General features: G+C 54.5%; 13 protein-coding genes and 6 tRNA genes. 18 read left to right on the top strand and 1 reads right to left on the bottom strand.

Annotated elements, in window-relative coordinates:
- Positions 1 to 145 precede the first annotated feature (145 nt).
- The 8 genes from ACUTQ5_RS01655 to ACUTQ5_RS01620 all read left to right on the top strand — a co-directional run bounded on the left by ACUTQ5_RS01655 (position 146) and on the right by ACUTQ5_RS01620 (position 4,382).
- The gene (locus ACUTQ5_RS01655; protein ID WP_445649805.1) at positions 146 to 1,600 is read left to right on the top strand and encodes a carbohydrate-binding protein; all 1,455 of its coding nucleotides are present in this window, start codon (positions 146 to 148) and stop codon (positions 1,598 to 1,600) included.
- 289 nt (positions 1,601 to 1,889) lie between these two features.
- Positions 1,890 to 3,554 (top strand): asparagine synthase B, encoded by a 1,665-nt coding sequence (asnB, locus tag ACUTQ5_RS01650; protein ID WP_445649804.1) that lies wholly within the window; start codon positions 1,890 to 1,892, stop codon positions 3,552 to 3,554.
- Positions 3,555 to 3,774: 220 nt separating this feature from the next.
- Positions 3,775 to 3,851 (top strand) — tRNA-Met (locus tag ACUTQ5_RS01645).
- 10 nt (positions 3,852 to 3,861) lie between these two features.
- Positions 3,862 to 3,946 (top strand) — tRNA-Leu (locus ACUTQ5_RS01640).
- A gap of 30 nt (positions 3,947 to 3,976) precedes the next feature.
- A tRNA-Gln gene (locus tag ACUTQ5_RS01635) sits at positions 3,977 to 4,051 on the top strand.
- Between the two features lie 47 nt (positions 4,052 to 4,098).
- Positions 4,099 to 4,173: transfer RNA gene (locus ACUTQ5_RS01630), tRNA-Gln, on the top strand.
- 38 nt (positions 4,174 to 4,211) lie between these two features.
- A tRNA-Met gene (locus ACUTQ5_RS01625) sits at positions 4,212 to 4,288 on the top strand.
- A 19-nt stretch (positions 4,289 to 4,307) separates the two neighbouring features.
- Positions 4,308 to 4,382 (top strand) — tRNA-Gln (locus tag ACUTQ5_RS01620).
- Positions 4,383 to 4,489: 107 nt separating this feature from the next.
- On the opposite strand, the gene ubiF is transcribed toward ACUTQ5_RS01620, so the two are convergent.
- The gene (gene ubiF, locus ACUTQ5_RS01615) at positions 4,490 to 5,671 is read right to left on the bottom strand and encodes a 3-demethoxyubiquinol 3-hydroxylase (protein WP_445649803.1); all 1,182 of its coding nucleotides are present in this window, start codon (positions 5,669 to 5,671) and stop codon (positions 4,490 to 4,492) included.
- Positions 5,672 to 5,867: 196 nt separating this feature from the next.
- On the opposite strand from ubiF, the gene miaB reads away from it, so the two are divergent.
- The 10 genes from miaB (at position 5,868) to ACUTQ5_RS01565 (ending at position 15,624) form a co-directional block, all read left to right on the top strand.
- Positions 5,868 to 7,292 (top strand): tRNA (N6-isopentenyl adenosine(37)-C2)-methylthiotransferase MiaB, encoded by a 1,425-nt coding sequence (gene miaB, locus ACUTQ5_RS01610; RefSeq protein WP_445649802.1) that lies wholly within the window; start codon positions 5,868 to 5,870, stop codon positions 7,290 to 7,292.
- Between the two features lie 141 nt (positions 7,293 to 7,433).
- Positions 7,434 to 7,769 carry a zinc ribbon domain-containing protein YjdM gene (locus ACUTQ5_RS01605; protein ID WP_261095554.1) on the top strand — a complete coding sequence of 112 codons (336 nt, stop codon included), beginning with the start codon at positions 7,434 to 7,436 and terminating at the stop codon, positions 7,767 to 7,769.
- Positions 7,770 to 7,983: 214 nt separating this feature from the next.
- Positions 7,984 to 9,039: a PhoH family protein gene (locus ACUTQ5_RS01600; protein WP_012005655.1), complete on the top strand. Its 1,056-nt coding sequence runs from the start codon at positions 7,984 to 7,986 to the stop codon at positions 9,037 to 9,039.
- A complete protein-coding gene (ybeY, locus tag ACUTQ5_RS01595; protein ID WP_445649801.1) occupies positions 9,036 to 9,509 on the top strand; it encodes an rRNA maturation RNase YbeY in 474 nt (157 codons plus the stop codon). Before ACUTQ5_RS01600 ends, ybeY begins: the two co-directional genes overlap by 4 nt.
- A gap of 84 nt (positions 9,510 to 9,593) precedes the next feature.
- Entirely contained in the window at positions 9,594 to 10,472 is an 879-nt protein-coding gene (gene corC / locus ACUTQ5_RS01590) for a CNNM family magnesium/cobalt transport protein CorC (RefSeq protein ID WP_012005653.1), read from the top strand.
- Between the two features lie 7 nt (positions 10,473 to 10,479).
- The gene (gene lnt, locus ACUTQ5_RS01585; protein ID WP_445649800.1) at positions 10,480 to 12,009 is read left to right on the top strand and encodes an apolipoprotein N-acyltransferase; all 1,530 of its coding nucleotides are present in this window, start codon (positions 10,480 to 10,482) and stop codon (positions 12,007 to 12,009) included.
- A gap of 381 nt (positions 12,010 to 12,390) precedes the next feature.
- Positions 12,391 to 13,287, top strand: coding sequence for an amino acid ABC transporter substrate-binding protein (locus ACUTQ5_RS01580; RefSeq protein ID WP_017891918.1), 897 nt, complete (start codon positions 12,391 to 12,393; stop codon positions 13,285 to 13,287).
- A gap of 197 nt (positions 13,288 to 13,484) precedes the next feature.
- The gene (locus tag ACUTQ5_RS01575) at positions 13,485 to 14,225 is read left to right on the top strand and encodes an amino acid ABC transporter permease (protein ID WP_445649799.1); all 741 of its coding nucleotides are present in this window, start codon (positions 13,485 to 13,487) and stop codon (positions 14,223 to 14,225) included.
- A complete protein-coding gene (gltK, locus tag ACUTQ5_RS01570) occupies positions 14,225 to 14,899 on the top strand; it encodes a glutamate/aspartate ABC transporter permease GltK (RefSeq protein ID WP_445649798.1) in 675 nt (224 codons plus the stop codon). Before ACUTQ5_RS01575 ends, gltK begins: the two co-directional genes overlap by 1 nt.
- A complete protein-coding gene (locus ACUTQ5_RS01565) occupies positions 14,899 to 15,624 on the top strand; it encodes an amino acid ABC transporter ATP-binding protein (RefSeq protein ID WP_445649797.1) in 726 nt (241 codons plus the stop codon). The genes gltK and ACUTQ5_RS01565 overlap by 1 nt, the downstream gene beginning before the upstream one ends.
- Positions 15,625 to 15,668 lie beyond the last annotated feature (44 nt).

Below are 15,668 nucleotides of genomic sequence, written 5' to 3'. Positions count from 1 at the left end.
TTTAATCAGCTTGAATTAAATTTATTATTGCCCACAAAAGGTTTCACTCCAGCCTCGTTAAAAAAGCGCACTATATATTTACGCCCGCCAATCACTGATATTGACGTCGTGCGGAAATAATCTTACTTAAAATAACGAGGTTACCATGAGCACCAATAATATTCTCAATGCACAACTGGCAGATGACGCCGCTATCATGCCGGATATGACCAATAAAAAAATCATGATGGGTTTTTGGCACAACTGGGCTGCCGGTGCCAGTGACGGCTATCAGCAAGGTCAATTCGCCAATATGAATCTGACCGACATTCCTGCTGAATATAACGTGGTCGCCGTGGCCTTTATGAAAGGCGAAGGCATCCCAACCTTCAAGCCTTACAACCTGTCCGATGCCGAGTTCCGCCGTCAGGTTGGCGTGCTCAACAGCCAGGGCCGCGCAGTACTGATTTCACTGGGTGGCGCAGACGCGCATATCGAATTAAAAACCGGCGATGAAGACAAGCTGGCCAATGAGATTATCCGCCTGGTAGAAACTTACGGCTTCGATGGGTTGGATATCGATCTGGAACAGGCCGCCATTGGCGCAGCCAATAATAAAACCGTTTTACCGGCTGCATTGAAAAAAGTAAAAGCGCACTATGCGGCCGAAGGTAAAAAATTTATTGTCAGCATGGCGCCAGAATTTCCTTATTTACGCACCAACGGTACTTACCTGGATTATATTACCGCGCTCGAAGGCTATTACGACTTTATCGCACCGCAATATTATAATCAGGGCGGTGATGGTATCTGGGTTGATGAAGCCAATGGCGGCAAAGGGGCCTGGATCACCCAGAATAACGACGTCATGAAAGAAGATTTTCTGTATTACCTGACCGAAAGTCTGGTTACCGGCACCCGTGGCTATACAAAAATCCCAGCCGCCAAATTCGTTATCGGTCTGCCAACCAACAATGACGCTGCCGCCACCGGTTATGTGGTCGACAAAATGGCGGTTTATAACGCCTTCACCCGTCTTGATGCCAAAGGTTTGTCGATCAAGGGCCTGATGACCTGGTCGGTAAACTGGGACAACGGCCGGAGCAAGGCCGGCGTGGCTTATAACTGGGAATTCAAAACTCGCTATGCCGCGCTGATCCAGGGGGGGATCACGCCACCACCGGGAAAGCCTGATGCACCAACGGCGCTGAACGCCACCGCGATCGCCGCAACGTCGTTGACATTGAACTGGGCGGCTGCCAGCAGCGTCAATCCGGTGAGCCAATATACAGTTTACCGTAACGGTAGCGCTATCGGACAGACCGGCGGCCTGTCGCTGCAAGACAGTGGCCTCACTCCGGCAACGCAATACAGCTACTTCGTTACCGCCACCGATAACCAGGGCAGTACCTCACTGCCGAGCAGCGCGCTGGCAGTGAAAACCGCAGACGGCAGCACACCTCCGGATCCTGGCGCTGGCGAGTGGCAGAACAGCCACAGCTATAAGGTCGGCGATGTGGTGACCTATAAAGGCAAGAAATACACCTGTCTTCAGGCACACACCTCTAACACAGGCTGGACGCCGGATGCGGCCTTCACCCTGTGGCAGTTGACCGCCTGATAAGCAACAATGAGTTGCCGGAAAAACTGTCCGGCAACTCATCTATTTATTAAAAAATTGCACATTCGTTAATTTAAATATCAATTAATTGAATATCCGCTAATATTCGACCTATCCAAAACAACTATTTTTCGGCGTAGCGCTAAAACGCTTGCATCCCCTGCTGCTTTTGACGCATTTTCATAAACACAACGCAGCAAAACCGCGCCATCGCTGATGAGCCGACCACGCTGCCTATAACAACCAAAGCAACATCACAGTCTAAAAAAGTCGTTAGGAGAGTCGGTATATGTGTTCTATTTTCGGTGTGCTCGATCTGAAGTCCGATCCCGTTGAACTGCGTAAGAAAGCGCTTGAGCTGTCCCGTCTGATGCGCCATCGCGGCCCGGACTGGTCCGGCGTTTACGCCAGCGATAAAGCCATTCTGGTGCATGAGCGCCTGTCGATTGTCGACGTCAACAATGGCGCCCAACCGCTGTACAACGCTGCTCACACCCACGTTCTGGCGGTTAACGGTGAAATTTACAACCACCAAGCGCTGCGCCAACAACTTAGCGATCGCTATGAGTTCCAAACCGGTTCCGACTGCGAGGTGATCCTGGCGCTGTATCAGGAAAAAGGCACCGACTTCCTTGACGATCTACAGGGGATGTTCGCCTTTGCCCTGTACGACTCCGAGAAGGACGCTTACCTGATTGGCCGCGACCATTTGGGCATTATCCCGCTGTACATGGGGCATGATGAATTCGGCAACCTGTATGTGGCCTCTGAAATGAAAGCCCTGGTGCCGGTTTGCCGTACCATCAAAGAATTCCCGGCGGGCAGCTACCTGTGGAGCCAGGACGGTGAGATCCGCGAATACTACCAGCGTGACTGGTTCGATTACGATTCGGTTAAAGACAACGTCACCGACGCAAATGCCCTGCGAAACGCATTGGAAGATTCGGTGAAAAGCCACCTGATGTCTGACGTGCCGTACGGCGTGCTGCTGTCTGGCGGCCTGGACTCTTCGGTGATCTCCGCCATTACCAAAAAGTACGCCGCACGCCGTGTGGAAGATCAAGAGCGCAGCGAAGCCTGGTGGCCGCAGTTGCACTCCTTCGCCGTCGGCCTGGAAGGTTCACCGGATCTGCGCGCTGCGCAGGAAGTGGCTAACCACCTGGGCACCGTACACCACGAAATTCATTTCACCGTGCAGGAAGGCCTGGACGCCATTCGCGACGTGATATATCACATCGAAACCTATGACGTCACCACCATTCGCGCCTCCACCCCGATGTACCTGATGTCACGCAAGATCAAGGCGATGGGTATCAAGATGGTGCTGTCTGGTGAAGGTGCGGACGAAGTGTTCGGCGGTTACCTGTACTTCCATAAGGCACCGGATGCTCGTGAGTTCCACGACGAAACCGTGCGCAAACTACTGGCCCTGCATATGTTTGACTGCGCGCGCGCCAACAAGGCGATGTCCGCCTGGGGTGTCGAAGCCCGCGTGCCCTTCCTGGATAAAAAATTCCTCGATGTGGCGATGCGCATCAACCCGAAAGACAAAATGTGCGGCCATGGCAAAATGGAAAAACATATCCTGCGTGAATGTTTTGAGTCCTATCTGCCGGCCAGCGTGGCCTGGCGCCAGAAAGAGCAGTTCTCCGACGGCGTTGGCTACAGCTGGATCGACACCTTGAAAGAAGTCGCTGCCAAGCAGATCAGCGATCAACAGCTCGAAACCGCACGTTTCCGTTTCCCGTACAACACGCCGAGCTCCAAGGAAGGCTACCTGTATCGCGAAATTTTCGAAGAGTTGTTCCCACTGCCAAGCGCAGCCGAATGTGTACCCGGTGGCCCGTCAGTGGCCTGCTCTTCAGCGAAAGCCATCGAATGGGATGAGTCGTTCAAAAAGATGGACGATCCTTCTGGTCGTGCAGTCGGCGTTCACCAGTCCGCCTACAAATAATCGCCGGGCGTTTAATTCTCTGGGCGGGCCTTCGGGCCCGCCTTTTTGTTGATGTTTTCAACCATTAATTGTCTGAATTGATGATTTTCTCGCCATTATGTTCATAACCCAGACAAACAACACATCCGGTCGCTTTTTCGGGAAAAAACTTGTTGACGCAAAACGGCCATATACGCATAATGCGCCCCGCAACGCCGATGAAGGTTGCGCGAAAAAAGATGGCTACGTAGCTCAGCTGGTTAGAGCACATCACTCATAATGATGGGGTCACAGGTTCAAATCCCGTCGTAGCCACCATCTTTTTTTTGCGGGAGTGGCGAAATTGGTAGACGCACTAGATTTAGGTTCTAGCGCCGCAAGGTGTGCGAGTTCAAGTCTCGCCTCCCGCACCATTTCTTATCATCGGGTTGCAAGGCATCAGATGGGGTATCGCCAAGCGGTAAGGCACTGGTTTTTGATACCAGCATTCCCTGGTTCGAATCCAGGTACCCCAGCCATTTTTTAAATGGTTTGATGCAGTAAGAAGAAGTTGAAAATTTGTTGATGGGGTATCGCCAAGCGGTAAGGCACTGGTTTTTGATACCAGCATTCCCTGGTTCGAATCCAGGTACCCCAGCCATCAACATCATTGACTTTTAAAGTAAAATATCAATAAATGGCTACGTAGCTCAGCTGGTTAGAGCACATCACTCATAATGATGGGGTCACAGGTTCAAATCCCGTCGTAGCCACCATACTTTACTGTTACACCATTGGGGTGTCGCCAAGCGGTAAGGCTCTGGTTTCTGATACCAGCATACCCAGGTTCGAATCCTGGCACCCCAGCCATATTTAGAAAAGCTCGCTTCGGCGGGCTTTTTGCTGTCTGGCGTTTGGGCGAAAAGAAGGCTGTTTATCAGGGCGCAGCATGAAGCGCCCCTACTAACATGGGGCCATTACAATCCCAGCGCGTACTTCAACGCATTTTCCTTTAGCTTGCCCGCTCGCTGGGCCGCCATCAACGCAAGATTACGTGCCACACTTAAGGGTGCCAAATTATTGCTAAAAGCGGTGTAAAACAGATCCATGCCGCTTTGCATCAGCAGATTATCGGTACGGCGACGGCGCTGATAGCGCATCAGCACCGCTTCACTGCTCCAGTCCTCGCCCTGTTCCCGCGCCTCACTCAAAACCGCCAGTAAGGCGTCTACATCGCGATACCCCAGGTTCACGCCCTGTCCGGCTAACGGATTAATGGTGTGCGCCGCATCACCGAGCAACGCCAGCCCCGGTAACACATAGCGCTGTGCGTGGCGACGCGCCAGCGGGAAAGATCCGGCGGCATGCACTTTCACCGCCCCCAAACGTGCGGGAAACGCCTCAGCGATTTCGCGCTCAAGCTGCGCTGGCGACATCGCCTGCAACTGACGGATACGCTGCGGACTGTCGTACCACACCAGTGAAGCCCATTGATCATACAGCGGCAGAAAAGCGCGTGGGCCGGAAGGGAAAAACTGCTGCCAGGTTACATCCTGCTGCGGCGCACCGGTCTCGACGGTGATCAGCATGCAGGACTGACGGTACTGCCAGCCGCTGGTGCCGATGGTCGCCAGATTACGCACCTGTGAGTTGGCACCATCTGCACCTACCACCAAACGCGCCTGTAGCGTCTCAGAAGAATCCAGTGTCAATTGCCAATAGTCATCGTCCCGTTGCAGCGAACGCAGCCTGGCGGGGCAATAGAGCGTCAGATTGTCGCACTGCTCGAGTTGCTGCCACAGCGCCAGTTGCAAAATGCGGTTTTCCACCATAAAGCCCAGCTCCGGCAGGCCCAGTGAAGCGGCGTCAAACGCCACCCGCGCCGACGCCCACTCCCAGGTTTCCAACCGGCGGTACGGTACGGTGCGCATCGCTTGCACCACCGGCCAGGCGCCGAGCTGTTTGAGCAACCCTACCGAGGTGCAGCCAATCGCGGAAATACGCAAGTCCGGCGGGCTTTGCGCATCGAACGCTTGCGGCGCCTGATGCTCCAGCAATGCCACCGACCAACCGGCCTGCGCCAGCCCCAGCGCGGCGGCCGCGCCAACCATGCCGCCACCTACCACCACCGCGTCATACCGTTTTTGAGAAGTGTTCATATTGGCTATATTTTCTTGGTTAATTATCGCCATCCCCACCGGTATGGCGTTTGGCATCAGTGTAACGGATTTTTAATTTGGCTTCAGGTCGTATACCCTTTTCCCCCGTGCTGGTCACAACGGCGTCAAATGTTTACAATAGCGCCCTGCATGTCGCGTATCGCAACTTTCGCTCCGCACTGAGTAATGGCAAGTCATGACCAAAAAACTACATATTAAAACCTGGGGCTGTCAGATGAATGAATATGATTCATCAAAAATGGCGGACTTACTGGGAAGCACGCACGGTTATCAATGGACCGACAACGCTGAAGAAGCGGACGTGCTGCTGCTCAATACCTGCTCGATCCGCGAGAAAGCGCAGGAAAAAGTTTTCGCCATGTTGGGCCGCTGGAAGCTGCTGAAAGAAAAGAACCCGGCGCTGATCATCGGCGTGGGGGGCTGCGTGGCCTCGCAGGAAGGTGAACACATCCGCAGCCGTGCGCCCTGCGTCGACGTAGTATTTGGGCCGCAAACCCTGCACCGCCTGCCGGAAATGCTCAATCACGTACAGGGCACCCGCAGCCCAATCGTCGATATCAGCTTCCCGGAGATCGAAAAGTTCGACCGTCTGCCGGAACCCCGTGCCGAAGGCCCAACCGCCTTTGTTTCCATCATGGAAGGCTGCAACAAATACTGTACCTTCTGCGTGGTGCCTTATACCCGCGGAGAAGAAGTCAGCCGTCCAAGCGACGACGTGTTATTTGAAGTCGCCCAACTGGCGGCGCAAGGCGTGCGTGAAGTCAACCTGCTCGGCCAGAACGTCAATGCCTACCGCGGGGCCACTTACGACGGCGGCATCTGCTCCTTTGCCGAACTGCTGCGCCTGGTAGCGGCCATCGACGGCATCGACCGCATCCGTTTCACCACCAGCCATCCGATTGAATTCACCGACGATATTATTGCGGTATACGAAGACACGCCGGAGCTGGTCAGCTTCCTGCATCTGCCGGTACAGAGCGGATCAGACCGCATACTGACCATGATGAAGCGCGCGCACACCGCACTGGAATACAAAGCGATCATTCGCAAACTGCGCAAGGCGCGGCCGGACATCCAGCTCAGCTCCGATTTTATTATCGGCTTCCCAGGGGAAACCCAGGCCGACTTCGAACAGACCATGAACCTGATTGCCGAGATTAACTTCGACACCAGCTTCAGCTTTATCTACTCGTCACGCCCAGGTACCCCGGCGGCTGATATGGTGGACGACGTCAGCGAAGACGAAAAGAAACAGCGCCTGTATATCCTGCAGGATCGCATCAACCAGCAGGTGCTGCAATTCAGCCGCCGGATGCTCGGCACCGTACAGCGCATTCTGGTGGAAGGCACCTCACGTAAAAGCGTGATGGAGCTGGCGGGCCGTACCGCCTGTAACCGCATGGTAAACTTTGAAGGCACGCCGGATATGATTGGCCAGTTCGTGGATGTGGAAATCACCGAAGTCCTGACCAACTCACTGCGTGGCGCAGTGGTGCGTACCGAACAGCAGATGGAACTGCGCGTACATGAATCCCCGCAGTCGGTGATCGCCCGTACCCGCAAAGAGAATGCGCTGGGTGTCGGCATTTACCAACCCTGACGCTGTTTCCGCCTGGCGCTAAACGTGGCGGCCGCGCTTCCCGCCGCCACGATAACGGTTATCCTTATTATTTCTCTGTCGGGCCACGCGCCCGGCAATTTTCTTTTTTTTATTTTTTGATTATTGAAGAGGCGACATAGCATGCAACTCCCACACTGCCCGAAGTGCAATTCCGAATACACTTATCAGGACAATAGCCTGTTTATCTGCCCTGAGTGCGCCCATGAGTGGAGCGACAGCGCCCCGGCGGAAGACAGCGATGCATTGATTGTCAAAGATGCCAACGGCAACCTGCTGGCCGACGGCGACGCAGTAACCGTGGTAAAAGATCTGAAGGTCAAAGGCAGCTCTTCGATGCTGAAAATTGGCACCAAGGTGAAGAACATTCGCCTGGTGGAAGGCGACCACAACATCGACTGCAAAATTGATGGCTTTGGCCAAATGAAACTGAAGTCCGAGTTCGTGAAAAAGAACTGATCCCAGCGTCCATTCTCAAGTCATTACGCGGTTGTTTTGGCCGCGTTTTTCCTCCGCCTGCCCTTGAAATTCAGCGCCGACGCACAGATAGATCATGGGTAAACTTGCGCCCATGCGCCGCACCATGAATAATTCAGGGTAGAGAACCTCAGGGTTTGCCCTGAATGCGCGTACCGAAAATCAACCAGGCCCGATATGAGCCTTGAGGAATAGTTTGAACGTCGCAACACAAGAAATTTTGTTAGAGCCGGCAGACAATCAGCGATTGCTCAGCCTGTGCGGCCCGTTTGATGACAATATCAAACAACTCGAACGCCGGTTGGGCATTGAAATCAACCGCCGTGACAACCGTTTCAAGCTGGTTGGCAAAAACCTGTGCGTGGTTGCCGCCGCCGATATCCTGCGCCACCTGTATGTGGACACCTCGCCGATCCGCGGCGTGATCCCGGATATCGATCCGGAACAGATCCATCTGGCGATCAAAGAAAGCCGGGTGTTGGAACAGGTTGCCGACAGCGTGCCGGATTACGGCAAAGCAGTCACCATCAAAACCAAACGCGGCATGGTGAAACCCCGCACGCCGAACCAGGCGCAGTACATCGCCAATATTCTCGACCATGACATTACCTTCGGTATTGGCCCGGCCGGTACTGGTAAAACCTATCTGGCGGTTGCCGCTGCGGTAGACGCGCTGGAGCGCCAGGAAATTCGTCGCATTATGCTGACCCGCCCTGCGGTCGAGGCCGGTGAGAAACTGGGCTTCCTGCCGGGGGATCTGAGCCAAAAGGTCGATCCTTACCTGCGTCCACTGTACGACGCCCTGTTCGAAATGCTGGGCTTTGAGCGCGTGGAGAAACTGATTGAACGTAACGTGATAGAAGTGGCGCCACTGGCCTACATGCGCGGCCGCACCTTGAACGATGCGTTTATCATTCTTGATGAGAGCCAGAACACCACCATCGAACAGATGAAGATGTTCCTGACGCGCATCGGCTTCAATTCAAAGGCAGTGATTACCGGTGACGTGACGCAGATAGACCTGCCGCGCAACCAAAAATCCGGCCTGCGCCATGCCGTGGAAGTACTGTCGGACGTCGAAGAACTGAGCTTCAACTTCTTCCATAGTGAAGACGTGGTGCGCCATCCGGTGGTAGCCCGCGTGGTCATCGCCTATGAAGCCTGGGAAGCCGCCGAACAAAAGCGCAAAGACGCTATTGCCGAACAACGTAAACGCGAGGCGACCCTCGCCTCCGAGCAGGAGACACCATGAGTCAGGTGATTTTGGATCTGCAACTGGCCTGTGCAGACAACAGTGGCCTGCCGGACGAAGCCACCTTCCAGCGCTGGCTGGAAGGCGTGCTGCCGCAGTTTCAGATCGATTCCGAAGTCACCATTCGCCTGGTGGATGAAGCCGAAAGCAATGAACTGAACCTGACCTATCGTGGCATGGACAAACCGACCAACGTGTTGTCATTCCCGTTCGAAGCTCCCCCGGGTATCGAGCTGCCGCTGCTGGGCGATCTGATCATCTGCCGTCAGGTGGTTGAACGGGAAGCGGTTGAGCAAGACAAGGTGCTGGAGGCCCACTGGGCGCATATGGTTGTCCATGGCAGCCTTCATCTGCTAGGGTATGACCACATCGAAGACGATGAAGCCGAAGAAATGGAGTCTTTGGAAACCGAAATCATGCACGGACTGGGTTACCCGGACCCGTACCTGGCGGAAAAAGACCCCCTCTGACGTCAGCTGATTTCCCCACAGCCCCTGTATGGGGCTGTCGCTGACTCCCCTAACTCTGACATGAGTGATATTAACTAAAACGCCATGAGCGACGACCATTCACAAAGCAATGACAGCCCCAGTCCCAAGAAGGGGTTCTTTACTCTTATCCTTAACCAGCTGTTCCACGGCGAACCTAAAAACCGTGGCGATCTGGTAGAGCTGATCCGTGATTCCGAGCAAAACGACCTGATCGATCCCGATACCCGAGACATGCTGGAAGGCGTGATGGATATCGCCGAACAGCGTGTGCGCGACATCATGATCCCGCGCTCCCAGATGGTGACGCTCAAGCGTAACCAAACGCTGGAAGAGTGCCTGGACGTGATTATCGAATCCGCCCACTCGCGCTTCCCGGTGATCAGCGAAGATAAAGATCACATCGAAGGCATTCTGATGGCCAAGGATCTGCTGCCGTTTATGCGCGCAGAGTCCGAGGAATTCAGCATCGACAAGGTGCTGCGCACCGCAGTGGTGGTGCCGGAAAGCAAGCGGGTCGACCGGATGCTGAAGGAGTTCCGCTCCCAGCGTTATCACATGGCGATTGTCATTGACGAATTCGGCGGCGTGTCTGGCCTGGTGACTATCGAAGACATTCTGGAACTGATTGTCGGCGAAATTGAAGATGAGTATGACGACGAGGACGACCTGGACATCCGCCAGCTCAGCCGTCATATGTATACCGTGCGCGCACTGGCGCCTATTGAAGACTTCAACGAAGCCTTCGGCACCCACTTCAGCGACGACGAGGTCGACACCATCGGTGGCCTGGTCATGCAAGCCTTCGGCCACCTGCCTGCACGTGGAGAAACCATTGAAATCGAAGGTTACCTATTTAAAGTTGCGATGGCCGACAGTCGACGTATCATCCAGGTTCATGTAAAAATTCCGGACGATTCTCCGCAACCGAAACTGGAAGAATAAATCGAACATGGCTAAAGCCTCTTATCTTGATCGCCAGTGGGTTCGCGCCCTGCTGGCGTTGTTGACGGGTGCCAGCGGCACGCTGGCATTTTCCCCTTACGACATCTGGCCAGCGGCCATTGTCTCCCTGTTTGGCCTACTGGCCGTTACCTTGAACCGTACCACCAAACAATCTGCCCTGCTCGGCTTCTGCTGGGGCTTTGGCCTGTTTGGTACCGGCATCAACTGGGTTTACGTCAGTATCGCCGACTTCGGTGGCATGCCGTTCTCCGTCAATATCTTCCTGGTCGTGCTGCTGGCGGCTTATCTATCGCTATATACCGGGCTGTTCTCCGGCTTGCTGGCACGCCTTTGGCCGACCACCAGTTGGTATCGCCTGGCGATTGCCGCGCCGGTGCTATGGCAAGTCACTGAGTTTCTGCGCGGTTGGGTGCTGACCGGTTTCCCCTGGCTGCAATTCGGCTACAGCCAGCTCAATGGTCCACTGAAAGGCGTGGCGCCGCTGCTGGGGGTGGATACCATCACCTTTATGCTGATGGCGATGGCCGGGCTGCTGGTGTATGCCATCAATCAACGCCGCATCACGCCAGCGGTGGTGGCAATTGCGCTGCTACTGCTGCCGTGGCCACTGCGCCAACTGCACTGGTATACCCCGCAGCCGGACAAGGCGGTCAACGTCGCTATGGTGCAGGGTAATATCGCTCAGTCGATGAAGTGGGATCCGAAAGCGCTGGTCGGTACGCTGCAAACCTATCTGGATGAAACCCGTCCTTATATGGGCAAAGCGCCGATCATCATTTGGCCGGAGTCCGCCATCCCGGATTATGAAGCCAACCAGAACGGCTTCCTGACCATGATGGACGACCTGATGCGCGCCAAAAATAGCAGCCTGATCACCGGCATTGTTGACGTCCGTGCCACCCCGCAGGGCCAGCAAATCTTCAACAGCGCCATCGTGTTGGGTGAAGAGACGCCGTACGTTTATCCGGCCAAAGACCGCTACAACAAGCACCATCTGGTGCCGTTCGGCGAGTTTGTGCCGCTTGAGACCCTGCTGCGCCCACTGGCACCCTTCTTCGATCTGCCGATGTCCTCTTTCAGCCGTGGCGATTACGTCCAACCACAGCTCAGCGTGAAAGGCTATAACCTGACGGCGGCGATCTGTTATGAAATTGTCCTCGGCCAGCAGGTGCGCGATAACTTCCGCCCGGACACCAACTTCCTGCTGACCATCTCCAACGATGCCTGGTTCGGTCATTCCATCGGACCGTGGCAGCACTTCCAGATGGCGCGCATGCGTGCACTCGAGTTGGGCAGGCCCCTGTTGCGCAGCACCAATAACGGCGTCACCGCCGCGGTAGACGCCAACGGTGAGGTAATCGCAGAGATCCCTCAGTTCACCCGCAAGGTACTTGAGGTGAAAGTCACACCAACCACCGGCATTACGCCTTATGCCCGCTTTGGCGCCACGCCATTGTGGATAATCACCTTGCTGTTCGGTGGTCTGGCGCTGCTCCTAGGCCTGCGTCGCAAATAATTCCCCGGGGCGCTGCCATCGGCGCGCCCCGTTGTTTTTCCCCTTCTGTCAAAAATCATTGCCAAATCAACGCTTCTGGCACACTCCTTGCTTTACTTACTCCGTGATTTAGAGCCGATTTACTTTTGCTGACGTTCCGTCGTATTTGTGCACAACTCGAGAGCATCACTGGCACCATAAGGGTGCGCTGGGGTTTTGTTGCAATAATTTGGTGCGCGTGGCGTCTCAAAAAAGAAACATTTTAGTTTCAATCTGTTTACAATCGGCTATTTTCTAACGGTTATCTGTTCTAGGACTATCTTTATACTTGAGCAATAAATCTCCATTTAGAATCTGATGCTCTTTGAATTTGAGCCACCACAACAGCAAAGGAGTTGGACCATGCAAATGCGTAAATTGGCGTTATCGTTACTGCTGATCGGTACGGCGGCTAACGTAGCCCATGCGGAAGAACTGACCGGTACGCTGAAGAAAATCAAAGACAACGGCGTGATCGTTGTCGGCCACCGCGAATCGTCAGTGCCGTTCTCCTACTACGACAACCAGCAGAAAGTGGTGGGTTACTCCCAGGATTACTCCAACCAAATCGTTGAAGCAGTTAAGAAAAAACTGAACGCTCCGGATCTGCAGGTCAAAATGCTGCCGATCACCTCACAGAACCGTATTCCACTGCTGCAAAACGGCACCTTTGACTTCGAGTGCGGCTCGACCACCAACAACCTTGAACGCCAGAAACAGGCGGCCTTCTCCGACACCATCTTCGTGGTCGGTACCCGCCTGCTGGTGAAAAAAGGCTCTGACGTTAAAGATTTCAAAGATCTGGCCGGAAAACCGGTCGTAGTCACCTCCGGCACCACTTCGGAAGTGCTGCTCAATAAACTCAATGACAGCGGCAAAATGAACATGCGCATCATCAGCGCCAAAGACCACGGTGATTCATTCCGCACCCTGGAAAGCGGCCGCGCAGTGGCCTTTATGATGGATGACGCCCTGCTGGCCGGTGAACGTGCGAAAGCCAAGAAGCCGGACCAATGGGAAATCCTCGGCACGCCGCAGTCGAAAGAAGCCTACGGTTGTATGCTGCGTAAAGAAGATCCTGAGTTCAAAAAACTGGTCGATGACACCATCGCTCAGGCCCAGACTTCAGGTGAAGCGGCAAAATGGTTTGATAAGTGGTTCAAACAGCCCATCCCACCAAAGAACCTCAACATGAACTTCGAACTGTCAGACGACATGAAGCAGCTGTTCAAAGAGCCTAACGACAAAGCACTGAACTAATAGAACAAGAGTCAGGACAACCTGGCTCTGTTGATGGCTGGGACAGACAGGAATGTGGGAGGCCGTTCCCCTCCCGCATTTTCCCCTTAACGCTCCACCGATGCCGCACAGATAAGTCAGCCCGACTGGCCGCGGTACTTTCGGCGTGAATAGTCATCAATCTTTAGGCGCTTTGCGCCCGCTTAACGGAGTTTGTTATGTCAATAGATTGGAACTGGGGTATCTTCCTGCAGCAGGCCCCGTTTGGGAATACCACTTACCTCGGCTGGATTTGGTCCGGCTTTCAGGTCACGGTAGCCCTCTCCGTCTGTGCATGGATTATCGCTTTCTTTGTCGGTTCGCTATTCGGTATTTTGCGTACCGTACCCAACCGCTTTCTTTCCACCCTCGGTACCTGTTACGTCGAACTGTTTCGTAACGTGCCGCTGATCGTGCAATTCTTTACCTGGTATCTGGTGATCCCGGAACTGCTGCCTGCCAATATCGGCATGTGGTTCAAAACCGAACTCGATCCTAACGTGCAGTTCTTCGTTTCCTCGATGCTGTGCCTGGGGCTGTTTACCGCCGCTCGCGTATGTGAGCAGGTACGTGCGGCCATTCAGTCACTGCCACGTGGGCAGAGATCCGCCGGACTGGCGATGGGCCTGACGCTGCCGCAAACCTATCGCTACGTGCTGTTGCCGAACGCCTACCGGGTGATTGTGCCGCCGATGACCTCGGAAATGCTTAACCTGGTTAAAAACTCCGCCATCGCTTCCACCATCGGGCTGGTCGACATGGCTGCACAGGCTGGCAAACTGCTGGATTACTCGGCGCACGCCTATGAATCCTTTACCGCGATTACGCTGGCCTACATCGCCATCAACGCCGTGATCATGCTGTTTATGCGACTGGTAGAGCGAAAAGTGCAGTTGCCCGGCAATTTGGGGAGTAAATAATGTACGAATTTGACTGGGCATCGATTGTCCCAAGCTTCCCTTATCTGCTGCAGGGCATGTTGATCACGCTGAAGATCACCGTGACCGCTGTCGTCTTCGGTATTCTCTGGGGCACCATTCTGGCCGTCATGCGTCTGTCGCCATTCAAGCCCGTGAGCTGGTTTGCCGCGCTGTACGTCAACCTGTTCCGTTCGGTACCGCTGGTCATGGTACTGCTGTGGTTCTATCTGGTGGTTCCAAGCTTATTGCAAAAGGTTCTGGGGCTGTCGCCGAAAACCGATATTCGCCTGATTTCGGCTATGGTAGCCTTTTCCCTGTTTGAAGCGGCCTATTACTCGGAAATCATCCGCGCCGGTATTATCAGCATCTCGCGCGGTCAGTCTTCCGCTGCGCTGGCGTTGGGCATGAGCCACTGGCAGTCAATGAAACTGGTTATTTTGCCGCAGGCGTTCCGCGCCATGGTGCCACTGCTGCTGACTCAGGGCATCGTACTGTTCCAGGATACTTCTCTGGTCTACGTACTGAGCCTGGCTGACTTCTTCCGTACCGCCTCAACCATCGGCGAGCGCGACGGCACCCAGGTTGAAATGATCCTGTTCGCCGGCTTTGTCTACTTTGTTATCAGTCTCGCCGCCTCGGCGCTGGTAAGCTATTTGAAGAAAAGGACTGTTTGATGATATCCCTGAAAAATGTTTCTAAGTGGTACGGTCACTTTCAGGTTCTGACCGATTGCACCACCGAAGTCAAAAAAGGTGAGGTGGTGGTAGTCTGCGGTCCTTCAGGCTCGGGCAAATCTACCCTGATCAAAACCGTCAACGGCCTGGAGCCGATCCAGCAGGGCGATATCCTGGTGAACGGTACCCCGGTCAACAACAAGAAAACCAATCTGGCACAGCTGCGTTCCAAGGTCGGCATGGTGTTCCAGCACTTTGAGCTGTTCCCGCACCTGTCGATCATCGACAATCTGACGCTGGCGCAGGTAAAAGTGCTCAAGCGCGATAAAGCCGCCTCCCGCGAGAAAGGTCTGAAGTTGCTGGAGCGCGTCGGCCTGAGCGCTCATGCCAACAAGTTCCCCGGGCAGCTTTCCGGTGGCCAACAGCAGCGTGTAGCTATCGCTCGTGCGCTGTGTATGGATCCTATCGCCATGTTGTTCGATGAACCTACCTCGGCGCTCGATCCGGAAATGATTAACGAAGTGCTCGACGTTATGGTCGAACTGGCAAACGAAGGCATGACCATGATGGTGGTTACCCACGAAATGGGCTTTGCCCGCAAGGTCGCCAACCGGGTGATCTTTATGGACGAAGGCAAAATTGTCGAAGACCGCAACAAAGACGATTTCTTCAACAATCCGGAATCTGATCGCGCCAAGGATTTCCTGGCCAAGATCCTGCACTAAACACTCAGTCCATGCGCCCCGCCAGGGGCGCATCTTCTCTACCG

Source organism: Serratia sp. NA_112.1, assembly GCF_052691715.1.
The sequence above is the reverse complement of the archived record's forward strand: the minus strand, read 5'-3'. Positions and strand labels throughout refer to the sequence as shown.